Raw genomic sequence first — 22,849 nt, forward strand, 5'->3', positions numbered from 1 at the left:
TACACTAAGCGAAAAATAAACGGGTAGCGGTAGGGTTGCCATCATCTTCCACGCTGATTATCTCGCCAGAAGATAGTGAAGAACCAAGCGATCGCTCCCAACACCAACAAAACGGGTGTTAACCAATCGCCCCAACGCACATATAAAGTCTGTGTTTGTCGTCGATAAATTGTGGCTACGTGTAGCTGGTAAGTATTCATTTTAGATATCCACAAGGTTCTCCCGTGAGGATCTATCACGCCAGAAAATCCAGTATTCGTAGCGCGGACAGCCCAGCGATCGCTTTCAATTGCCCGCATTAAATCTTGAGCGTGATGTTGAGCCATCATTGATGAGGTGTAATGGGCATCGTTAGAGGCTGTAAGAATAAATTGCCCACCCGCAGCCGCCTGACGCCGGAACAGTTCGGGAAAGGCAGAATCATAGCAAATTCCCACAATGGCACGCCCAAAGGGTGTATCAAATATTTGATTTGTTTTGCCAGGAATTAAGTGAGCATCGAGAGGAGAAAGTTTATCAATTAGTTTCCCTAAAACTTTTTCAAAGGGAATAAATTCTCCTAAAGGCACTAGCTTAGTCTTGTCGTAGCGGCTAAAAGTTTCACCAGTACCCGTAATCGTATAAAGACTATTTGTATAATCATTTCCCGCTTCCCCAAAGGTTCCTATCCAAGCAACGACATCTTTATCCAAAATTGCTTGTAAGAAAGAATCTCGAATCCAACTCGGTTCCGTCCATTGGACGGGGAATGCTGTTTCTGGGATTAAAACAGCATCAACTCCTTCAGCGGCTAAAGTTTTGTAGCCACTGGTATAGCCTTCGATGGCGCGACGCCAACCAATCGGATCGAATTTGAGTTTATTGGGAATATTTCCTTGAATAATTCCTACTTTTAAAGCAGTTTGTGGAGGTTGAATCAAGGGACGGCTATACAGTCCAAATCCGAGGAGATGTAACGCGATTAATAATCCAGCCGCAATGCTTAAATAACCAGGATGGAGAACGAACCGCCTTAGCGAAGCCATGCGCGTTAGGGCTTTAGGCGAAAAGGATACGAAGGAAGAGGGAGAAGAATTAGTTTCTTCTATTTGTCTTGTGTATTGTTTGCGGTTAATCCATGCTTCGGCAATTAAGCAATTAACCGCTACAATTGCTGCGGTTACTGTGTTAGGACCAGAGATTTGACCAAGGTGTAGAATGGCGAGGTTGTGAGGACTTTGGGTATAAGAAAGGGAAGTCCACCATAGCGATCCAGAACCCCAAAGGCTTTCTAGTCCGCACCACAGAGCAACGCCAATTAAAACGCGAATTAGAGTTTTAAGTTTTAAGTTTTGAGTTTTGAGTTTTGAGTTTTGAAAATTATTTAAAATTGCCATAGCAGCCGCCCAAATGGCAACTAATACGGCTCCCCAAAGGGTGATGAAAGTCCAACAAAAGAATGCGATCGCTAAACTTGCCAGCCAGGGAACCCCTAACCACGTCATCGGGTGAATCCCGGTAATCCAAGATAAGGCAACGCCGTGATAGCCAATCCCCCACGCCAAACCAATTAAAAAGGGAGAATTAAAACTAAAAAATGAAGAAGTTTCTCCTCCTTTTTTAAGCTTCAATTCTCCCTTTTTAAGGATTAAAATCCACAGAGGGGCTAAGGCAATCCAAGCTAGGGGCCATGCTTGGATAGGAGCTGTTGTCACCCCCATCAAGATGCCACCTACCAGAGAAATTAAAAATGCAGAATTAAAAATTAAAAAAGGTAGTTTCTTCATTTTTAATTTTGCATTTTTAATTTTTAATTCTCTACTTCTTCCTCATCATCAGTCGAGTCAGTCGAGTCAGTCGAGGGGGGTACTAAGGCAACAGCAGCGATCGCATCATCTTCATCCAGGCGTTGCACCCGGACTCCAGTTGCCATCCGGGATTGCAGGGAAATCGCATCGGTTGCTTGACGGATGATAATGCCTCGGTTCGTCACCATCATTAGCTCATCGCCTTCATTGATTACCCGCAATGCTGCGAGTCGATCCTTCGGCTTCCGGAACTTCGTCGCGACTAACCCCATCCCGGCTCGATTTTGCAGGCGGAATTGAGAAACCGGGATTCGCTTACCGTATCCACCCATTGTAATCGCTAACACCCACGGCCCTTGACCATTGGTGATGGGGGCGTCTTCACTGGTTGCTTCCAATGCTTCCGATGCTTCCGACTCCTCACTCTCGACGATCTTCGCAACCACTTGACTTGGCAAGATATCCATGCTAATCAGTTCATCCGCATTGCGGAGAGCCATTGCCCGGACGCCTCGCGTGGCGCGACCGAGGGGACGCAGTTGCTCGTGATTGGTTCTAAAGTGAATTGCCATTCCTTGTCGCGATCCGATGATGATGCTATCATCGGCTCTCGCTCTTCGCACCCACCGCAACTGGTCGCCTTCTTCCAGGGAAATCGCAATCAAGCCATTTGCCCGAATATTGCCGAAAGCAGACAGTTCTGTCTTTTTGATGTAACCACCCTTGGTCAGCATCACCAGATATTCATCGCTGGTAAACTCTGTAACCGGCACGATGGAGGTGATTTTTTCGTCTCGCGGGATGGGCAGCATTTGCACAATCGGGATACCCCGCGCCGTGCGAGACGAAGCTGGGATTTGGTACGCCTTGAGGCAGTAAACGACACCGCGATCGCTAAAAAATAGAACGCTATCGTGGTCGCAGCAGGTGAGGAAATGCTCAACGCCATCATCCTCTTTCATGCCAGTGCCTTTCTTCCCTCTCGTATTGCGACTTTGCGCCTCGAAGGTATTGACTGGCATCCGTTTGATATAACCCTGCTCTGTTAGCAGAATTAAGGCTTTTTCGTTGGCAATTAAATCGGTGTCATCAATCTCACCTTCCGCGTGTTCGATAGTGGTTCGTCGCGGTGTTGCGAAGGTGGTTTTGATTTGCGTCACTTCATTTTCAATGATTTCCAGGATGCGACTTTTGTTCGCCAAAATATCCTGCAAATCGGCAATTTGCGCTTGTAACTCTTCGTGTTCTAAGCGAATTTTTTCTGCTTCCAGTGCTGTCAGTCGTCGCAACTGCATCTGCAAAATCGCATCCGCTTGCGACTCAGACAACCCGTAAGTCTCCATCATTTCCGCTTTGGCGGTTGGGGTGTCGGCGGCTCTGCGGATTAGCTCAATCATCGCATCCAGGTGCAACAGGGCAATCAGCAGCCCTTGCAGCATATGGTCTCGCTCTTCTGCTTTCCTCAATTCGTAGCGGGTGCGACGGGTGATGCACTCAATCCGGAAATCTAGGAAAACGGTGAGGAATTTCTTGAGACTGAGTAACTGGGGTTCCCCATTTACCAGCGCCAGCATATTCGCCCCAAAGTTTGCTTGGATGGGCGTTTGCTTGTAGAGGTTATTCAAGACAACGCGGGGATAAGCGTCTCGCCGGAGTTCTACGACAATCCGCATGCCATCGCGATCGCTTTCATCCCGAATATCGGCAATTCCCTCTAACCGCTTCTCATTCACCATTTCGGCAATTTTCTCAATCAGCGCCGCCTTATTCGTTTGGTAAGGCAACTGAGTGATAATGATTGCTTCCCGGTCAGGACGCCCCCGATGTTCAATGGTTTCTATTTGGGCAACGCCCCGCATCGTAATCGAGCCGCGTCCAGTCGTATAAGCTTCCTTAATCCCAGAAACTCCCAGAATTTGTCCGCCTGTAGGAAAGTCTGGGCCAGGAATATACTGCATCAACTCCAGGTCAGTAATTTCTGGATTGTGGATCAAGGCGATCAATCCAGAGATTAACTCTCCCAGATTATGCGGGGGAATGTTCGTTGCCATTCCCACGGCAATCCCGGAAGAACCATTGAGCAACATCTGGGGAATGCGTGCGGGTAATACCAGCGGTTCTTGCTGGGAACCATCGAAGTTATCCCCAAAATCTACTGTTTCCGCTTCAATATCCTGGAGGAGGGCAACCCCTGTGAGGGCTTGCAAGCGGCATTCGGTGTATCGCATTGCCGCTGGTGGATCGTTGTCCACCGAGCCGAAGTTGCCGTGTCCGTTAATCAGCGGGTCGCGCATGGAAAAATCCTGCGCCATCCGCACTAGGGCGTCGTATACCGCTGTATCACCGTGAGGATGGTATTTACCCAGCACTTCCCCCACCACACGGGCACATTTGCGGAAAGGTCGATCGTGGGTAAGACCCAGCTCATTCATGGCGTAGAGAATCCGCCGGTGTACAGGTTTCAGACCATCCCTAGCGTCTGGGAGTGCCCTACCAACAATTACGCTCATCGCGTATTCCAGGTAAGACCGGGACATCTCGCTCCCTAAATCCGTGGGGATAATCCGCTCCGGGGAAGTGGTCATACTGTGAAAAAGCTCCAAAAGTATAGAAAAATGGCAGATAATATGCAAAGGCTTGCAATAAATTCCGCCTTAATTCCAAATAATGACAAATTCTATTAAAATTTTATCACATTTTGGTCTTTCTGGGTCGTTAGTTCCGGCTTAATTCCTAATGATTAATGGCGAATCGTTTGTGGCTAGTAATGCGTTTTGCTATTCGCCCCAAACCATCCAGAATTAATAATCTTTTAACTGACTTTGGTTACTCAGCGATCGCTTCTTGCTGCGTTTTGAGTTGAGCCGTAATCAGAGGTGCTTTGGGAGCTAGAAAAAAGCCAATCAAACTGGCAAACAAGACAGGCGTTAACGGACTGATGTTCGTTAGTTTTGTCAACAGTAAAGTTGTACTTACGGGCGTCCGCGTTACCGATGCATTAAAAGCCGCCATGACGCAAATCATGGCAAGGGCAGGATTCAGTCCCGGAATCAACAGGGCGATCGCTTTGCCGATACAAGCACCCGTGAAAAAGATCGGGATAATAAACCCACCCCGCCAACCACCCGTGACTGTGATGGAAATCGCCACCATTTTTGCAATTGCTAGCGTTAACAAGAAAGCCATTGAAAAATCATGCTCAAGGACTTCTGCTAACTCTTCGTGTCCAAAATAACGGGTGAGGGGGAAAAGAGTCGCCAAAAGGCCTAATCCTAACCCCGCAAAAGTCGTCCGCACATAAATGGGGCCGGGAATTCGAGCCAAAAGGCGATCGCATCCTCGAAAAATGCTCATGAACAGCCATCCGGCTATGGCTCCAATCACTCCGTACAGGATCGCCATCGCAAAATCATCAATGTTGTCGAGGGTGTACTGGGGAAAATGCCAAGTTGGGGCAATCCCCAGTTTGGTAATTGCCGCAAAAACTAGATAACTCGCGCAACTCGCCACAATCGCTGGCAGGATTGCTTCGTAATACTCCAAAACGTGTTGATGGTGCAAAATCTCTAAGGCGAACATGGCACCGCCCAGAGGTGCGCCAAATAAAGCAGTGAAGCCCGCCGCCATCGCCGCTAAACTCATCGATCGCAGGTCTTCCCCCTGCAAATTCAAGCGGTCAGCGACCCAAGTTCCCAAGGAGCCAGTGACTTGTACCAGCGGTGCTTCTGGGCCAGCACTGCCCCCAGCCGAGATGCTCAATAGGGACGCCAGAATCATCGAGGGATTTTTGGTCGCATCCAGGCGTCCGCCGCGAAAGTGGATATTATCAACAAGTACGGCAATTTCACCGGGATTCCCTAGAAAATAAATCACCAAGCCGATTAGCAACCCGGCAAGTGGCATCACCAGCAGTAGAGTCGGCCCTTCAACCCGGTTAAGGATGTGAATCAAGAACTCCAGAACGTTCCAGTACAACCCAGCGAATAAGCCACAAGCAGTACCGAGAACCGTCCAGCGTAAGACCCAGCGTGAAATCATCAGAGGATTTCGCTTTGCCAAGCCAAAAAGTTGAGGAAATCTCCAGCGTTGAGTGCGATCGGGGGGGTTGGGCTTTTTTGGTGACACTGCTATTTCCTCGCTATTGCAGGTAAAAGAGTTTTCTCCTCCGCCCAGACTCCGCAATCGGGCGTAAAAGTTATACTTTTTTATTCATAAATTGAATCATAAGATACAAAATTTTGAGGTTAGTTATGAACAACTTATCTACGCGATAAGTTTCTGTTGGATGATCCAGGAGAAGCGAGAGAGGACGGATAAGGCAGACGGCATTTTAAAATTTAAGCCTCAAGACAGTGTATGTCTCCCCACGGAGGAGTTTAAGCTGAGTCACGGACAGTTAAACCTATTTGGGTAAATATATATGAGCGCTGAACAAGTTTCTCAAGATGAAGAGATGAACGAACAAGAAGAAGCACTAGACCCAGAAGTGAAAGAAGCGATCGCTAAGATCAAACAGCCTCCGTCAATCAACGAAACTCTGTTGAATGTAGAGCCAGGTGAACTGAAGAATAACCCGGCGGTGGCACCTCAAATGTACAACGAAGGTGAAGATTTGAGGGATGATTTGAAACGGGATTAAGCAAGGTGCAGATAATGCCAGAAAGCATTGATGCTGCCTATGATTGATCCTGGTGTTGCCAACCTTTCTCGGACTATGCTGCCTGTAATCTACTCAGATGAGTTTCTCGATCACGACACGGGTCGATCCCACCCAGAACGACCCGCACGCCTGACGGCAATTGTGAACGCTTTAAAAGCTGCGCCTTGGGCAGCTCAAATTGAATGGCAGCTGCCAACGCCAGTAGAGAACCGTGCGATCGCGCCGATTTTACAACAAGTCCACACTCAACAACACATTGAGAAAGTCCGGCAGATTGCCCAGAATGGTGGCGGATATTTGGATGGTGGCGATACCCTCGTTTCCCCTCGGAGTTACGATGTGGCAATGCTTGCAGCCAGCGCGTGGCTGGATGGGGTAGATCGCGTCCTCGCTACCAATAACCCAGCTTTTGTGCTGGCACGTCCCCCCGGACACCATGCAGAACGCAATTATGGCATGGGGTTTTGTTTATTTTCCAATGCAGCGATCGCAGCCCACTATGCCCTCGAACAACCCCACATCAATCGCGTTGCCATCCTTGACTGGGATGTTCATCATGGCAACGGTACGCAAAATATTGTAGAAACCCACCCTCAAATTGCCTACTGTTCCTTGCACCAATCTCCTTGCTATCCCGGCACCGGACAAGCTTCCGAACGTGGTATCCACAACAATGTGCTGAATTTCCCCATGTTTCCTGGCAGCACAATCACTGAATACCAACCGCTTTTTGAGCAGAAGATTGTACCCTTTTTAACCAATTTTCAGCCAGATTTGCTGATAGTCAGTGCCGGTTATGACGCGAATGCAGATGACCCATTAGCTAGTATTAACCTGCAACCGCAAGATTATGGGTTATTTACCGATTATTGTCTGCAAGTAACTCGTCGCATTGTTTTTGGTCTTGAGGGCGGTTATGACCTCTCATCATTAGCGAGATCTGTTCTATCAACGATTGAGCGATGTTTAGTATAGGCTTTTGGCGCTCAGTTTTTGCCGCTTAAAATAGGACGCAGGACTGAAGGGTGAGGACTGAGTAACTAATCGTTTAAAGCACCATTATTTAGCGATCAAGAAAAAAGAGTTGTTTCTATTCTGGCGCAGCCCAAAGAAATTCTCGTGTGATTATTTCCAGTCTCAATGGCATTAAGGAAATATACTTAGTCCTTGCTTTGCACTGCAACGCTTAACATCACTTTTATCTGAGTCAGTCAAGCGTTGCGCTAGCTCCAAACTCTTTAACTCTTTCCACTCCAAGCAATCGGAGGACTGGGATAGGATGCCGAGTAAGAAGCACTAGGGCGAGTTTTCGTTTCTTCGTCTAGGACTTTCACAACTTTGTTGTAAATTTCTTCTGCCTGTTGCAGAGAATCACCAATACTGGTTAATCCCAGCTTGCCGAACTCGGAAAGACAACCCATGAGATGGAATACAGTTCCGGTTTCTGTACTGGTATCAAAGTGCAGTCGTTGGTGGGCAATAATATCCATCAAATCATTCGGCAACAGCCCTACATAACGTTCTTTTTGGAGGTTGTCGGTAGCAACATAGTATTTTGGGCGACCTTGTTGGCTGTAGAACAAACCCGTGGAACTGTCATAGCGACCGTTGGTTAAAAACTTGAGGGTCATAAACGGGTGGGTCGTCCCGCCCTTCCGCAAATTGATTTCAATCGCTTGGATGTCCCACTGCTCGCCAGATTTTTCGGGGTGATGACAGGCGATAAAGTCCACCCCAAAGCGTTCTAAAGCTCCTTTTTTTGCCAGGTTTCGCCCCACACGCAATCCTAAGTCCTGCAAGCGCAGGCGGTAAGCTTCATCGGCGGGGAAGTTGCAACCGAGATAAATCTGACCATCTGGGCCACCCAGAATTTGGTCGTGCGTGGAGAGAATTTCTACCTCTCCATTGGGGTCAATGCGACCTTGAACGCTAGGCGATCGCTTATGCTCTCCTTCAATAAAAGCTTCTACAATTGCCCCTAACTCTGGGATACGGCTGGAAAAATTTTCCCAAGTTTCTGCTTTGGCTTGAAAGCTTAAGGAGGAAAAGCGATCGCTGATAGCGGCAACCCTTTCGGCATGGGAGGCTTCTCCGGGTGCTACATTTTTGATCGGTCTGAGATCCAGTAGCGCATTTCCCTCCCCGGAAAATCCTTCATTGAGTTTGACAACCATCCGCTTTAACTGGGGTTGGCGTTCCCATAATTCGGCTGCTGCTACACCCAAGTCTTCTGCATTCCAGACACTGTCGCTGCCATCGGGATGAGGAACCCCACACTCGGCAAAGATTTTCCGGCTGCCGCTTTTGGTGCCCCAGGTGAGTAAATCAGGATCGAGCGCCAGAAGGGGAATGCCCATCTGTACTGCCAAATCTCGCTCTAGGAGTGTGGAATTGTAACAGATCATGTAAGATTTTTCGGGGCGCAAGGCTTGCCGCATCCGCTCCATCAAGCGAGGGCGCTCTAAAATCTTTTGAGTGAGAGGTTTGGCTGAGGAATCGTAGGTAGAAAATAGTAACAAGCGATCGCGAGCATGAGAAAACGGAATTCCCGGCAACAGTTGCAAGTAGTAATCAATCACAATCGGCGGTAACGGCTGTGAAGTTACATAAATCAGCCGCGTGCGTGGGTGTCGCAGGCGAATTAAAGAAAAGAGCAGCCGCTCTTCATAATTGAGAAAGCCCTGAATTTTGAGCAGTTCCCGCTGATCGAGGCTGACCGAAGGAATCACTAAAATATCGTAGTCATCGCTGTCGAACAAATCGACTCCCTGCCAGCGATCGCGCAGTTGGGCTTGAAGCAGTTGAAACTGCTCCGCCTGCTTAGAGGAATTCTCTACACCTTGCATTACCATAGACCTCCGCCTTGCTCCCAACGCTGCCCCTATCAGCGATTTTACCCAGATCAGGGGGAAAATATGGGCTTTGCGACACAAAACTGTAATTCTGCTTGACTGATGGCGCGAGTTGGAAACAAACAAACAGATTCCGCCTCGGCTGTTTCCAAAAAAAAGATACCCTCACTAAACCCGTAGATTTGAGGATAATGAGGGATTTTGATGAAGTTTAAAGTTTAGTCCAATCTACTTGGGAACCCCCGCCGTCAGTACCTCATGTCCTGATTCAGTAACTAACACATCATCTTCAATGCGGATACCAATCCCACGCCACCTGTCATCAATTGCCGGTTGCCCCTCGGCTGGTTCTACATCCAGTCCAATATATAGACCCGGTTCCACTGTTAGCACATGACCGGGTTGCAAACTCTGCCAAACTTCTTCCCCGTGCTTATAAACACCAGCATCGTGGACATCTAAACCCAGCCAATGTCCGGTGCGGTGCATATAAAAGGGTTTATATTTCTCCTCTTTGATAATTTCTTCAATATCACCCGCCAGGAGTCCCACATCGATTAAACCTTCGACCAAAACGCGCACTGCCGTGTCGTGACCTAAGTTGTAGGGATTTCCGGGTTGAACTTGCGCGATCGCCTGTAACTGCGCTTCTAATACAATGTCGTAAAGTATCTTCTGCTCTGTCGTAAACTTGCCCCCGACCGGAAATGTGCGCGTGATGTCGCCGTTGTAGTAGTCGTAGCAACAACCCGCATCAATTAGCAGTAACTCGTTATCCTGCATCTGCCGATTATTCTCAATGTAGTGCAGTACGCAAGCATTCGCGCCAGAGGCAACAATTGAGGGATAAGCTGGCCCCATTCCACCCCGTTTTCGGAAGATGTGTTCTATCTCCGCCTGCACTTCGTACTCGTAACGCCCCGGTTGAGCGAATTCTCGCGCCCAGTTGTGAGCTTCTGCTGAGATGTCAGCCGCACGACGCATCAATTCTATCTCGGCTGGACTCTTCACCAGTCGCATCCCGTGAAGCACCGGATTGGTGTCTTCAATCGCAATGGGTCCCGTACCCCGCTTGGGATAACCCGCCATCAACCGCTGCCAGTGGGTGAGGATAGTCTCATTGAAAGCGCGATCGCGTCCCAAATGATAATAAATCCGGTCGGCTTTTTCTAAATACTGAGGTAGTTTCTCATTTAGTTCTGCAATCGGGTAAGCTTCATCCGCCCCATAGAATTCTTTTGCCTTTTCCACCCCGACCCGATATCCTGTCCAAACTTCCTTATCTCGTTCCTTCGGCTGGACAAACAATACAAATCGGTGTTCTGCATGGTGGGGCGCTAAAACTGCCACCGCCTCTGGTTCATTAAATCCAGTTAAGTAATAAAAATCACTATCCTGCCGAAAAGTGTACTCAACATCGTTGTGCATGACAGCCATTGGGGCACTCCGAAAGATGGCAGTGCCGTTGCCAATTTTCGCCATCAACTGCTCGCGACGCGCTGCGTATTCTGCTTGCATAATCTCAACTACGTATCTTTGTTTTTCTAGGTGGTCGAGTCAGTCGAATTGACCAATATATTTTCAAGGTTATACTATGAGAGATTTGGTAACAAATCTTTATAGGGTGTACTCGAATACAACTCAAATTAAAATTTTCTGAATCGTTAGCGATTTTTTCAGGGGATTGGCTGCGCGATCGCTAATGACTGGATTCGACGGAACGATACTCCCGATCGACTCTTGCATCTATTAAATGAGAACAAAAATATTTCAGATAACAAAAAAACCGCTTCCATCTCGCTTAGCAATTTTACAAACGAATGATAGAGGCAACTATGACTCGCTTCCCCCTTCAAGAACAAGATGAAGTCACAGATTTAAAGGTCAAAACAGTATATAACGAAATTTTGTCTGAATTAGGGTTTGGCATCATTCCCAACATTTTCAAATCAATGGCGATAAATCCCGGTGTGCTGGAAGCGAATTGGAAAAAATTCCGCGCTACCATCCTGCAAGGAGATGTGCCCCGCACCCTGAAGGAAATGGTGGGAGTTGCCATCTCTCAAGCTCACAACAGCCCCTATGCCCTCAACGTTCACTTGCATGGATTATCTGCTCTAGGAATGAGCGAGGAAGTTCTCCGGACATTGGTTTCAGACTTTGCTGCCTGTCCCCTCCCCAAGCGCGAAAAAGCAGTCATTAGTTTTGGCTTACTTGCCGGGACTAAACCCCAGGAACTGACCGCAAAAGATTACCAAAATCTCCGAGAGTTGGGGCTAGATGACTCAGAAATCTTCGAGATTATTGCGACTGCTGACTTATTTACCAGCATAAATCGATACACAGATGCGATCGCTCTCGAAATTGACCAATTGTAAATTGCCAGTTTTCTCGTGAGTCCGTATTTTCTTGAGAATGTCGTTCGTTAAATTTCAGGAAAAACAGAATCATCCCAATAATGGGCAATACCCATGACTCTTTCCCTCCGTTTGATAGTAGCAATGAGCTAGAAAAACAAGCTCGCGAACCACTACTGCTGATAGCCCGCCGTCTGCTTGCGGAAGCCCAAGCTCTTTCCAGCCGCATCGCCGCTGTCAATGAAATTGCGACAGCGATTAACCGTACCCTGGATATAGACGAGATTTTGCGGGTTGTTGGTAAACAAGCTAAATGGCTCTTGGATTTCGAGCATTGTAGTGTCTATATCTGCACCGATACCAGTTCTTGCCGCCTCGTAACCCTATTTGGCGATCCTGTAGAGTTGACTGCCACGATTGTCGCAGAGGACAGCCCTTTAGGTCGTGCAATGAAAACAGGTCAATCGCAACTGATTCGAGAAGGCTCTCCATCTGTTTTTCTGCACTCTTATGCTTCCCAAATATTCGTCCCCCTACAGAGCGATCGCCAAGTCATTGGTACTATCAACTTTGCGACTACCCAAGCCCACGCTTACACACTGGAAGATTTACGCATTAGTTATTTACTAGCCTTGCAAGTATCGGCAGCAATTCGTAACGCTAGTGGCTTCGCCCAATTAAATCAGCTATATGCCCAACTAGAGGCAGAAAAACGCAAATCTGAGCAACTGTTACTGAACGTACTTCCTGTACGTGTAGCCGATGAATTAAAACGCACTGGCAGAGTTAAACCCGTGCATTATGACTCTGCCTCAGTATTGTTTACCGACTTTAAAGATTTCACTCAATTAGCCGAACAACTCACTCCCGAAGATTTAGTCAATGAATTAGATTATTGCTTTTCTTGCTTCGATATGCTCATTGAAACCCACAAGTTAGAGAAATTAAAAACAATTGGTGACAGTTATATGTGTGTTGGAGGAATTCCCACTCCTAACCGCACGCATGCAATTGATGCTGTACTAGCCGCCTTACAAATTCAAGCCTTTATGCAATGGCGGCGGCTCGAAAAAATCAAAAATAATCATCCCTATTGGGAAGTCCGCATCGGCATCCACTCAGGACCCTTGCTAGCGGGTGCGATTGGTCATAATAAATTTTCCTATGATGTTTGGGGCGATACGGTTAATACTGCCTCCAGAATGGAATCCTGTGGAGTTTGTGGCAACATTAATATTTCAAAAGCCACGTTTGAGTTAGTGAAAAATTTTTTTGATTGTGAATATCGGGGAAAAGTCAATGCAAAAAATAAGGGTGACATTGATATGTATCTTGTCACCCGCCTCAAAAAATGCTTTTCCCTAGATCCCACCGGATTGTTACCCAATGAGGATTTTAATCAACTTTATGCGGCAATCCAATCGGGGCATCCTGATTAGTCATTAGCCATTCACTAAATAATAACTAGGGACTCATCACGCATGATTGTTTAAAACTTATAACTCATCACTGCGATCGCAGTGCCATTTTCTGGCAAATCCGTTGATTTAACCGTCAAAGTATCACTATTGACCCGACGCACCGGCATCCCATCCATCAATGCCAAAAATTCATCCACGGAGACAATATCGCAACTCGCAGCATCGGCGGCTTGGGTGCGGTAATGCGTGGGAATCACCAATTTGGGATTGAGGACTTGTACTGCCTGCATGGCTTCCTGAGGCGTGTAGGCTTTGTCACTTCCGCCTACGGGTACTAACAATACATCGGGACGTCCCATCAGGATTTTTTGCTCAATATCAATCGGTGCTGCTGCACCGCCTAAATGCAGAATATTGATTCCTCCTTGCGTCCAACGCCAAGCCACGTTCGTGCCAAATCGGCGTCCACCGTTGCGATCGTGGTTAATGCTCATTCCTTGAATTTTTAGGTTGTCAACTTGGTAAACTCCCGGTTTATATAAAAACTGGGGATTCCCTGGCAACCCTTCCACCGCCCCTTCATCAAGTAATAGGCTGCTGACTAGCACTAAATCCGCCGCCACCTTCGATGAACGATACCCAGCCGTACAGCCCAGCTTCTGAAAGGGATTCGCCAAGACTCGTTTACCACTTCCAGTAAACAAAAAGCTGGTATGCCCCAGCCATTTCACAGAGACAGATCCACCAGGTGTTGCCGCCTGATAAGTCTGAAATCCAGAAGCCAAGCCTGTTCCTAATGCTGTAAGCAAACCCGCCCCAGCATAGCGCATCAACTGTCGCCGTTTCATCAGAATTTAGTCCTCAGTCATTAGTCATTAGTCCTTTGCTAATCGCTAATGCTTAATTGAGCGATGAACAATTAGCCATTAGCCATTAGCACTAAAGCGATTCCAGGAAGTTTCGCAGCAATTGCTTTCCTGAAGCCGTCAGAATACTCTCCGGATGGAATTGGACGCCCTCAATATGCGGATAGTTCCGATGCCGGACGCCCATGATGGTTCCGTCGTCTACCCAAGCCGTAATTTCCAGGACATCTGGGCAGCTGTGTCGGTCAATCACCAAACTATGATACCGGGTAGCGGTAAAGGGATTGTCTAATCCTCGAAATACGCCGACACCTGTGTGATGAATTGGAGAAGTTTTGCCATGCATCAACATGGGTGCAGAAACAATTTCACCGCCGAATACTTGACCAATGCCTTGATGTCCCAGGCAAACGCCCAAAATGGGTACCCCGGAACCCATCTTTTGAATTAACTCCAGGGAAATTCCCGCATCTTCTGGACGCCCTGGTCCCGGCGAAATCACAATTCCATCGGGTTTAAGCTTTTCGATTTGCTCTAGGGAGATTTGGTCATTGCGATACACCTGAATTTCAGATGCTACGGGCAGTTCAGCGCCAAGTTCTCCCAAATACTGCACCAAGTTATAGGTAAAACTGTCGTAATTATCAATAACCAGAATCAAATGTAAACTCCTTGTGAGTCAGAAGCCTTCAACTCAAAACTCAAAACTACTTAGCGCAGCATCGACTGAATCCGAATTACAAGGGGTGGCAAAAGCAGCGAACCAGCTACCAATACTGACACGAGTGCCGAAACCAGAACGGCACCAGCAGCACAGTCTTTAGCAATTTTGGCAAGCTCATGGTAAGCCTGCTTAACCGTTAAGTCAACAACTGACTCAATTGCCGTATTCAATAACTCCAGCGCCAACACTAGCCCAATTGTTATTCCAATCACCGCCATTTCGACTGCCTTCAACTGCAAAAAGACACCCAAACCAATGGCTAGGGTGCCTATAACTACATGGATGCGAAAGTTGCGTTGGGTAATAAAGGCATATCGAAGTCCGGCCCAAGCATATTTAAAACTAATTATTAAGTTCGGCGCAATTCGCCAAGCTAAATCCCGGTTTGGTTTCACTACATCTGAGTGGTTCAAAGAAGGTGTGGAAATTTCTTGAGACATGGCAAGGGTTTTACGGGGCTGAAGGGCATGAACCATCGCTCCGGCTGGCGCGTGGGCGAAACTTGAATCTAAGTCTTGAATCTAAGTACAGATGAAGGCTATTGGGTATAGCTAGGCTAGATAGTAAGACCAATAACCTGGAGTAAAGTTTCCTGCTGGTTCAACATTTTAGTCAGGCTATCTTCATCGGGATGATCCCAGCCGAGTAGATGAAGCAAACCGTGAGCCGCTAACCAGGCTAGCTCCGTTTTTAAAGGATGTTCCTGTTGTAGAGCCTGCCGAGTCGCAGTCTCAACGGAGATGGCGATATCACCAAGATACAGAGGTGTATCCTCTAAAAAATCCATCGGCTGAGGACAGTCTACCTCTAAGGATGCAAAAGCTAATACATCTGTCGGTTTATTTTGATGACGATACTGGGCGTTGAGGGTTTGTATTTCTTTATCGTCCGTGAGGCGCAAACTCAGTTCATAGGCATCCGCTTGAGGAATATCTAGATGCAGCGTTTCCATCCAACGATGGAACCAAGTTTCCCAAGTTTCAGGTGAAATTTCTTCTTGGGCACTGGCATCTGCTGGATTGGACGAGAAGAAATAGTCTTGGATGCTAACTTCTATGTTTATGCCCATACAACCGTGTTCCGGATTAACGAGTCAGGTAAGAAAGACCGATCAGCAGCGCCACAAGACCAATGGTTGACAGGGCAAAATGTTTTAACGAAGTGCCTCCTTTTCGTACCATGTTTCGCATTGCCAGCTTCACGTAGCTGGGTTGAGGCTCTGTCGAGGCGGGTGTCGATTCAGAAATGGGTTCTGGAGTTTGTGATGCCGCTTGTGGCGTTGAAGAGGAGTTGCTCATAAGGATAATTACTGAAGACTCAAAAGTGGTTTTTCCAGCTGATGATAAGCCAGGGATAAACTTTTCTTCCAACAATGTAACAGTTTGTTTCGCAATTGATGGCAAATCACCGAATCAGCAAGTAAAGGACAAAGGAGCGCTCGCTTTTGCGCGAGCGCTCCTTTGTCCACCCGATGTTACTAATTTCTTGGTGTCTTGGTGGCTAAGTAACCCTCTCACTGAGGCTACCCTAAAGACCAAACGGCGCAGCTTTTAGGTAAGCTGATTTTCTTGGCGCAGATAGGCTTCAATGAACGAATCGAGGTCGCCATTCATCACATCGTTAATGGCAGTCGTTTCCACACCTGTCCGCAGATCCTTGACCATCTGGTACGGGTGGAAAACGTAGTTACGAATTTGGTTGCCCCAAGCTGCCTCTACCATATCCCCTCGAATGTCCGCAATTTCCTTGGCGCGTTGCTCTTGGGCGACAATCAGCAACTTAGCTTTGAGGATAGCAAGACCTTTTTCTTTGTTTTGCAGCTGACTTCGCTCTTCAGTACAGCGCACGGCAATGCCGGTGGGAATGTGAACAATCCGCACCGCTGTTTCCACTTTGTTGACATTTTGTCCACCTTTACCACCAGCCCTAGAGGTGGTGATTTCTAAATCCTTATCTGGAATGTCTAGAGTCACGGATCTATCCAGAGTTGGCATTACTTCCACTCCAGCAAAGCTTGTTTGGCGCTTGTCGTTGGCGTTGAAAGGCGATATCCGCACCAGCCGGTGGGTTCCTTTTTCTGCCTTCAGGTAGCCATAAGCATAACGCCCTTCAATCTCTAAGGTGGCTGACTTAAGCCCCGCTTCTTCTCCTTTGGAGATTTCCGCTAAGGTAACTTTGTAACCGTGGTTTTCCGCCCAACGAGTGTACATCCGCAACAACATTTCCGCCCAGTCTTGGGCGTCTGTGCCACCCGCTCCGGCATTAATAGTTAAAACGGCTCCGCTTTGGTCATAAGTACCGGAAAGCATCTGTTGCAATTCCCATCGCTCAAGTTCCTGATTGAGCTTGGTAATGTTGCTTTCAGCTTCTAAAAGCAGTGACTCGTCAGCTTCTAATTCCAGCAGTTCCACAACCGCCCTAGCGTCTTCCAGGCTGTTTTTCCACTGGTGAAATTGTTCCAAGTGGGATTTAAGGTCATTGAGTTCTTGGAGGGTTTTCTGGGCACTCGTTTGGTCGTCCCAAAAATCCGGTTGAGCCGCGACTTGCTCCAAGTCTTGAATTTTGGCAGTTAGAGCAGGAACGTCAAAGATAGTCCTGGGTTTTACCCAGGCGATCGCACAACGTTTCGACTTCGCGTTTAATGTCTAGGAGTTCAATCATTGTTTTGAGCTTTTTCCGATGAGCGCTTGGTAGTAAAGTTGCACTCTTTTCGATCTTAGCTGGAGTGTCTCTCCCAATCACTAAGACCTGAACAAAGAAAGCGAAGGAGAGGAACAGGGGAAGTTACCAATTATCTTTTACCCATTACCCCATTAAGATTGAATTTGTGGAGTAACTGCTGAAAGTTAAAGATAGTCTTGATCTTGATCCAGATGCTAAGACAACGTTTCTACTTCACGTTGGATGTCTATGATTTCCAGCATTGCTTTAGCGCTTTTTCTTGATCGCTGCTCATATTGCACTGCAATCAAATTTATCTAAGTTTCTTGCTAAATGTCCAGTCCCAAAAAAAGCCGTGGGAAACCACGGCTTCAAGATGTGTGCGCTTAATGAAACTTTTGCCTGTTAGTCGCGGCTATTGAGCGCGTTCAGCAACCGCAGAATGAAAATGAACAAATTGATGTAAGTCAGATACATCGACAAAGCAGCAGGCAGATATTGGTCATCGCGGTAAGCGCGGGGCAGGATATAGAAATCTACCACAGCAGCACCGGCAAACAAAAACACGCCAATTCCAGAAATGGCAATTTCTAGCCAAGTGGGTGTATAGACACCAAACAAAGACAACAGCAGCTGACCCACTAGCACCACAACTAGGGCAATAATACCTAGCTGTACTGTTTTAGTGAGAGCCATGCCGTCTTGCTCCGACAGATTGGAGCCAATCTGTCGTGCAGCAATAAAGGTAACGCCACAGCCGAGGGCGGCAAAACCAATTCCTGCCACACCGACCCCTGGTGTCCTCAGAGCCACGAATATCAATCCGCTCAGGGTATAGCCCGACAACAGACTGTAGGTAGCCAGAAGGGGCAGAGCAACGCTTTTCTTGCCATTAATGGCAACGTTTTGGGCAACGAAGAAAAGGGCAAATTCTGCAATCAGGGCAACCCAGAAGGTTGGCATGAATAGCCCTGGGTTGGAACGGAGAACGCCAAGACCCCCGTAGGTGCCAAGTGCAGTTAAGACAAGGCCACCGCCGACGTAGGGGAGGGCGTTGGCAATAACGTTGGGGCCAACGAGTGCGTGATTTTTAGCCTCACGCATCGCTTGACGGAAGTTACTGGTGTTACTCATGAAGCTTCCTCAGAAATATTACGAGTCATTTACATTTATGCGATCGCCAGTCTAATTCAATTGTGACGTAGAGCCGGAGTCCTTAAAAGGGTGGGTTTCACGAAGCAAACGCTTACGGTTTGTTTTTGAAGTAAGGATTAGTTTTTGGCTACATCAAACTGCAACTTACGTATATATGCTGACATTCCGGGAGAGGCTCTCTGTGAGTTCCGTATTCCAACGATGGTTGTTGAAAGCGCCTATACAGAAAATGAATTCAGTTAGACGAAATGAAGAGATAGCGATTTCCCAATCTCCCAAACGGGGTGGTTTTACAGAGGCTTTGACAATGGCGACTCAATCTTCTTGCAGCTCCGATTCGATGGAACTTTTGATTGCTTACTATAAAAATCCATCAGTTGAAGTTCGCAATCAACTGGTGCAGTTGAATGCTGGACTGGTTCGGAAGATGGCTCATCGAGTCAGCTATCAGTGTGCGGAACCTTATGAAGATTTGGAACAACTCGGCTATCTCGGTTTGATTCGGGCGATTGAGCGATTCAATCCCCATCAAGGTTATGCTTTTAGTTCCTTTGCGGTTCCTTACATTCGCGGCGAGATGCTGCATTATTTACGCGACAGAAGCGGCGTAATGAAAATGCCTCGTCGGTGGCAGGAAATCCAGCAGGAAGGACAAAAGGCGCGAAAAGAGTTGGCACAAACTTTAGGGCGATCGCCAAAAGAAGCTGAAATTGCCCAAGCAATTAAAGTATCTCTAGAAGAGTGGAGTGAAAGCAAGGTTGCGGCTCAAAACTGCCGACCATTAAGTTTAGATAGTGTCGTTTTTGAGCAGTCTGACTTTCAGGTGACGTTGGCGGAAACACTCCCTGACCCTCGCTATCAATCTTGGCAAAGTCAAGAAGAAGAACGGCAAGAGCTGGAAGGGGCAATGAGTTATTTGGACAACAAAACTCAAGCAGCAATTGAGTTGGTGTTGGTACGAGATCTTCCTCGGAAAGAAGCGGCTAAGCGAATTGGTGTCAGCCCGATGACGGTGACACGGCATCTTCAAAGAGGAGTTGAGCAGTTGGTATCGCTGTTGCAACCTCAATCAACCGAGCGTTTGGCTAGTTAAAGGCTTCCTGGAAAGAATTACAAGCAAGACAGCTTGTTTGGGAAGTAGTCGCCAGTTAAAAATTAGTAGAGAGTTTGTAGAGTGGTATATACCACTCTATTTTTTTAGGTGGCATAACGCCTGAAGGCGTTCGGCTACATTTTCCCCAAAGCTACCACTGCATTCTGCCCTCCGAAACCAAAGCTGAAACAAAGCACCTGTTTAATTTCACCTTGACGCGGGACTTTAACTAAATCTAAATCAAATTCTGGTTCCTTTAACCCCACACACGGTGGCAAGATTTGATGCTTCAATGCCATTAGGGAGAAAGCGACACCTAAGGCTCCAGATGCTCCCAATGTATGACCTGTGGCTCCTTTAGTAGAACTGACTGGCACCGTTTGGGGAAAGAGATACTGAATTAAGTGCGCCTCATTTTGGTCGTTGAGCTGGGTAGCGGTACCGTGAGCGTGGATGTAATGGATGTCCGCAGGCAAAAGGTTGCTGCGATCGCAACATTGCTTGACGGCTGCGATCGCACTCCGACTTCCTGGCTCAGGGGTATTCGTATGATAAGCGTCCGATGTCAAGCCAAATCCCAGCACTTGACCATAAATCCGTGCTGAGCGACGCTTTGCCAATTCTGCGGATTCCAGTACCAAGACGGCTCCCCCCTCTCCCAAGGCTAAGCCTTCCCGCCGCCGATCAAAAGGATAAGCGCCCGTTTGAGCTAAAGCGCCCATCTGCTGAAACCCTGCCAGGGTCAGCGGTGTAATCGATGATTCCACGGCTCCAGCAATGACTTGCTGACAGTGCCCAGTTTCCAAGAGCGACGCTGCTTGCGCGATCGCCCAAATTCCAGTTGCACAAGCCGCCATTGGTGCCAAGACTGACCCAGTTGCCCCGATTTGACGAGCGGCTGCGATCGCATTCATGTGGGGCAGCGTCTCCAAAAAAGCCTGGGTTGGCAGGTGTTTGTATCGCGGCGATTTTACTGGTTCGGCATCCCGATAGAACTCCCGCGCCAATTTCTCCCAAGATGCCTGATAAGAGCGACTCGAACCAATGACGACTCCACAATCGGGCAAAGGCGAAACTAAACCAGCATCTTCCAGCGCCATAGCGACAACCCGCTGAGTCAGGGTTGCTAACTCAGCGGGTTGTTTCCCTATCAATCCTAAGGGTCGGGGGGCAAGTTCTGGAAAGGGTTGATGCAACTGAATGCCAGATTGACCGGCGATTAAACGTTGCCAGCTCGTCTGCAAGCTGTTACCCAAAGCCGAGACTAAACCAATCCCAGTAACGACAATCTCCACCGATTACCCAGCGAATCGCCAATTGCTATTTCTTGAGATTTTCCGCACCTTTGGTCACCTTAGCCGATTCAATGCGATCGCCCTGCTGAATCTTGTCAACGACCTCCATCCCTTTGGTTACATAGCCAAAAACAGCATAGTCACCATCCAAGAACGGCAAATCGGCTAAAGCAATGTAAAACTGCGACGAAGCCGAGTCGGGTAAAGATGAGCGAGCCATTGCGACAGCGCCACGAGTATGTCGCAACTGCGGGGGTTGAGAAACACCCGCACTTTTGAGCGTTTCGCTGAGAACGGGTTTTTCCGCCCCTTTGGGCTTAATTTCGAGGGGAATGTAACGCGCTTGACCCGTCGCTGGATCGATAAAACCACCCATCCCCAGACGTTCTGTGGGCACATTCGGGTCTTTACTTTGCGGATCGCCACCCTGAGCAACAAAGGGTTGCGGTTGCCGCACTACGCGGTGAAAGACCAGTCCGTTATAGACACCTCTTTGAACTAAATCGACGAAATTCCCAGATGTAATCGGGGCATTAGTGCCATCGACTTCAATCGTAATTAGCGAGCCTTTAACCGTCATGTCTACGGTGGCTTTACCTTCTAGGCGGGGCAAACTGCTTGTTTTGGGACTACTCGCTGGAGTGGCAGATGCTGAGGTTGTTGCAGTTGCTGAGGGGCTGGTATCCGAGGAAGTAGCCTGCTCGGTGGTACATCCCCCCAACATCAGTCCTGCGATCGCAAAAAGTAATATAAACCAGTGCCGGATTTGTATCTGCATTTTCATTTCACCTAATTGGTAGCCAGAGCTACTGAATCATCTTATGCAGATATTGGGAGGCTCAACCAAGAATTGTTAGAGACCTTCAATGGGCACTTCCAAGAAGCGAGCCAGTTGGGCACCCTGATTTTCCAGCTCTGACAAGGGTAGAGGTTCCCCAACTCGCGTCAGGGGAATATCGCGGCGTCCTTTGACGCGCAGATAAATCGACCGGCGTGGGTTGAGACCTTCTTTAATTTCCACCCGAATCGCTTGGACATCTTGTATGCGACAGCCGACTTCAATTTGGCGGTTTTTGCCGAGAAAGCCCCATCTAAAAATCCGAATATATCCGGTTTCTTGATTAAACTCGTTGTAACCGCCCCCTACGTCTAAAAGAATCATCATCCATAGATAGAGCGCTACGAGTAACCCGGCTAACCCGTAAAGTCCCATGACTATCCCTTGAGGGATAAAAAGTAACTTGGTGGGGTCAGCAAAAGGGAGAAGATTAACTTTTAGGTAACTTGAAATTCCGGCCAATAAAAAGCCTGTAGCTCCCAAGGAGACTACGGTTGCCCACCAATAGTTACTCAAACGACGAGAGCCTAAAACCTCTTGACGGAGAACGCGGTTACTTGTAGATGTTGTCGGTGCAGCCATGAAAGAAAACTCTGTGTTCGCCAAAGTTGTTAAGGAAAATTTTTAAGATCGGACTGATTCAGATTATCTAGCTTCCCAGGGATTTATGCTATTGATTTAGCAATCTAACTGAGCTAGAGATTAATGAGAAGTACGTGTCAGATTGTAAAAATTCTGATATTTTCTTATCATAGAGGACACGTGCTAGAACCCTAGGGTTTTACTTTGGGGACAAAAAGCGCCCCATTCCCAAATAACAGTAGCCTGAAACCCGGTATCAGGGCGACAGGTTAGTGGAAATTGACACGCAGGGGAATCAAGCGAGTGTGTCTATTGAAGACAGAACCCGGCAAACTTCTCCAAAATATCCCACTACTGTCTGACGTGGGTCGTGTCAAATAAATAATGTTAATTGCTCAAGTTCAGACGATTTGACGCAATAGTAAGAGGATTTGAAATGACCATTGCAGTCGGACGCGCGCCAAGTTCAAGAGGGTGGTTTGACGCCATTGACGACTGGCTCAAGCGCGATCGCTTCGTATTTGTCGGCTGGTCCGGCCTACTGCTATTCCCCTGCGC

Annotated in this window: 20 protein-coding genes and 1 pseudogene; 6 read left to right on the forward strand and 15 right to left on the reverse strand. The window is 47.7% G+C overall.

The window, feature by feature from the left end; all coding sequences use genetic code 11:
* Positions 1 to 41: 41 nt before the first annotated feature.
* From lnt to NC996_RS23730, 3 genes are all read right to left on the reverse strand, one after another.
* Positions 42 to 1,766, reverse strand: a complete 1,725-nt coding sequence (lnt, locus tag NC996_RS23720; RefSeq protein WP_190688646.1) for an apolipoprotein N-acyltransferase — start codon at positions 1,764 to 1,766, stop codon at positions 42 to 44.
* A gap of 23 nt (positions 1,767 to 1,789) precedes the next feature.
* A complete protein-coding gene (gyrA, locus tag NC996_RS23725) occupies positions 1,790 to 4,372 on the reverse strand; it encodes a DNA gyrase subunit A (protein ID WP_190688649.1) in 2,583 nt (860 codons plus the stop codon).
* Between the two features lie 241 nt (positions 4,373 to 4,613).
* Complete coding sequence (locus tag NC996_RS23730) at positions 4,614 to 5,912, reverse strand: chloride channel protein (RefSeq protein WP_339380449.1); 1,299 nt, start codon at positions 5,910 to 5,912, stop codon at positions 4,614 to 4,616.
* 295 nt (positions 5,913 to 6,207) lie between these two features.
* Between NC996_RS23730 and NC996_RS23735 the strand changes: the two genes are divergently transcribed.
* Both NC996_RS23735 and NC996_RS23740 read left to right on the forward strand, forming a co-directional pair.
* Positions 6,208 to 6,426 carry a hypothetical protein gene (locus NC996_RS23735; protein ID WP_190526198.1) on the forward strand — a complete coding sequence of 73 codons (219 nt, stop codon included), beginning with the start codon at positions 6,208 to 6,210 and terminating at the stop codon, positions 6,424 to 6,426.
* Between the two features lie 75 nt (positions 6,427 to 6,501).
* Positions 6,502 to 7,422 (forward strand): histone deacetylase, encoded by a 921-nt coding sequence (locus tag NC996_RS23740; protein ID WP_190688673.1) that lies wholly within the window; start codon positions 6,502 to 6,504, stop codon positions 7,420 to 7,422.
* Positions 7,423 to 7,685: 263 nt separating this feature from the next.
* Here the strand turns inward: NC996_RS23740 and NC996_RS23745 are convergent, their stop codons facing one another.
* Both NC996_RS23745 and NC996_RS23750 read right to left on the reverse strand, forming a co-directional pair.
* Positions 7,686 to 9,293, reverse strand: a complete 1,608-nt coding sequence (locus NC996_RS23745) for a peptide ligase PGM1-related protein (protein ID WP_190430613.1) — start codon at positions 9,291 to 9,293, stop codon at positions 7,686 to 7,688.
* Between the two features lie 234 nt (positions 9,294 to 9,527).
* Positions 9,528 to 10,817: an aminopeptidase P N-terminal domain-containing protein gene (locus tag NC996_RS23750; RefSeq protein WP_190688651.1), complete on the reverse strand. Its 1,290-nt coding sequence runs from the start codon at positions 10,815 to 10,817 to the stop codon at positions 9,528 to 9,530.
* Positions 10,818 to 11,134: 317 nt separating this feature from the next.
* Here NC996_RS23750 and NC996_RS23755 point away from each other — a divergent pair, with 317 nt between their 5' ends.
* On the forward strand, positions 11,135 to 11,677 hold the full coding sequence (locus NC996_RS23755) for a carboxymuconolactone decarboxylase family protein (RefSeq protein ID WP_190688654.1): 543 nt from the start codon (positions 11,135 to 11,137) through the stop codon (positions 11,675 to 11,677).
* 80 nt (positions 11,678 to 11,757) lie between these two features.
* Complete coding sequence (locus tag NC996_RS23760; protein WP_190414468.1) at positions 11,758 to 13,095, forward strand: adenylate/guanylate cyclase domain-containing protein; 1,338 nt, start codon at positions 11,758 to 11,760, stop codon at positions 13,093 to 13,095.
* 50 nt (positions 13,096 to 13,145) lie between these two features.
* On the opposite strand, the gene NC996_RS23765 is transcribed toward NC996_RS23760, so the two are convergent.
* The 7 genes from NC996_RS23765 to NC996_RS23795 form a co-directional block, all read right to left on the reverse strand.
* Positions 13,146 to 13,925, reverse strand: a complete 780-nt coding sequence (locus NC996_RS23765; RefSeq protein WP_190688656.1) for an MBL fold metallo-hydrolase — start codon at positions 13,923 to 13,925, stop codon at positions 13,146 to 13,148.
* Between the two features lie 91 nt (positions 13,926 to 14,016).
* Complete coding sequence (locus NC996_RS23770; RefSeq protein WP_190414470.1) at positions 14,017 to 14,604, reverse strand: aminodeoxychorismate/anthranilate synthase component II; 588 nt, start codon at positions 14,602 to 14,604, stop codon at positions 14,017 to 14,019.
* Positions 14,605 to 14,654: 50 nt separating this feature from the next.
* Entirely contained in the window at positions 14,655 to 15,107 is a 453-nt protein-coding gene (locus tag NC996_RS23775) for a diacylglycerol kinase family protein (protein ID WP_190414492.1), read from the reverse strand.
* Between the two features lie 116 nt (positions 15,108 to 15,223).
* On the reverse strand, positions 15,224 to 15,730 hold the full coding sequence (gene ybeY / locus NC996_RS23780; protein ID WP_190688676.1) for an rRNA maturation RNase YbeY: 507 nt from the start codon (positions 15,728 to 15,730) through the stop codon (positions 15,224 to 15,226).
* Positions 15,731 to 15,752: 22 nt separating this feature from the next.
* A complete protein-coding gene (locus NC996_RS23785; RefSeq protein WP_347275892.1) occupies positions 15,753 to 15,914 on the reverse strand; it encodes a DUF3285 domain-containing protein in 162 nt (53 codons plus the stop codon).
* A gap of 303 nt (positions 15,915 to 16,217) precedes the next feature.
* A protein-coding gene (gene prfB, locus NC996_RS23790; protein ID WP_190688679.1) for a peptide chain release factor 2 occupies positions 16,218 to 17,325 on the reverse strand; the annotation gives its coding sequence in 2 pieces (ribosomal slippage) (positions 16,218 to 17,252 and positions 17,254 to 17,325; 1,107 coding nt in all).
* A 408-nt stretch (positions 17,326 to 17,733) separates the two neighbouring features.
* On the reverse strand, positions 17,734 to 18,462 hold the full coding sequence (locus NC996_RS23795; RefSeq protein WP_190688659.1) for a Bax inhibitor-1 family protein: 729 nt from the start codon (positions 18,460 to 18,462) through the stop codon (positions 17,734 to 17,736).
* Between the two features lie 328 nt (positions 18,463 to 18,790).
* Here NC996_RS23795 and NC996_RS23800 point away from each other — a divergent pair, with 328 nt between their 5' ends.
* On the forward strand, positions 18,791 to 19,576 hold the full coding sequence (locus tag NC996_RS23800; protein ID WP_190414495.1) for an RNA polymerase sigma factor SigF: 786 nt from the start codon (positions 18,791 to 18,793) through the stop codon (positions 19,574 to 19,576).
* Positions 19,577 to 19,710: 134 nt separating this feature from the next.
* Here the strand turns inward: NC996_RS23800 and NC996_RS23805 are convergent, their stop codons facing one another.
* The 3 genes from NC996_RS23805 to NC996_RS23815 all read right to left on the reverse strand — a co-directional run bounded on the left by NC996_RS23805 (position 19,711) and on the right by NC996_RS23815 (position 22,291).
* Positions 19,711 to 20,871 (reverse strand): beta-ketoacyl-ACP synthase, encoded by a 1,161-nt coding sequence (locus NC996_RS23805; protein ID WP_190688662.1) that lies wholly within the window; start codon positions 20,869 to 20,871, stop codon positions 19,711 to 19,713.
* Positions 20,872 to 20,896: 25 nt separating this feature from the next.
* Positions 20,897 to 21,649: a peptidylprolyl isomerase gene (locus NC996_RS23810; protein WP_190688665.1), complete on the reverse strand. Its 753-nt coding sequence runs from the start codon at positions 21,647 to 21,649 to the stop codon at positions 20,897 to 20,899.
* Between the two features lie 75 nt (positions 21,650 to 21,724).
* On the reverse strand, positions 21,725 to 22,291 hold the full coding sequence (locus NC996_RS23815) for a photosystem I assembly protein Ycf4 (RefSeq protein WP_190414475.1): 567 nt from the start codon (positions 22,289 to 22,291) through the stop codon (positions 21,725 to 21,727).
* Positions 22,292 to 22,727: 436 nt separating this feature from the next.
* Here NC996_RS23815 and NC996_RS23820 point away from each other — a divergent pair.
* Positions 22,728 to 22,849: pseudogene (locus NC996_RS23820) on the forward strand (photosystem II D2 protein (photosystem q(a) protein)); the annotation flags it as partial.

It is taken from the genome of Trichocoleus sp. ST-U2 (assembly GCF_039961875.1).
Classification (GTDB): Bacteria; Cyanobacteriota; Cyanobacteriia; order Cyanobacteriales; family FACHB-T130; genus FACHB-T130.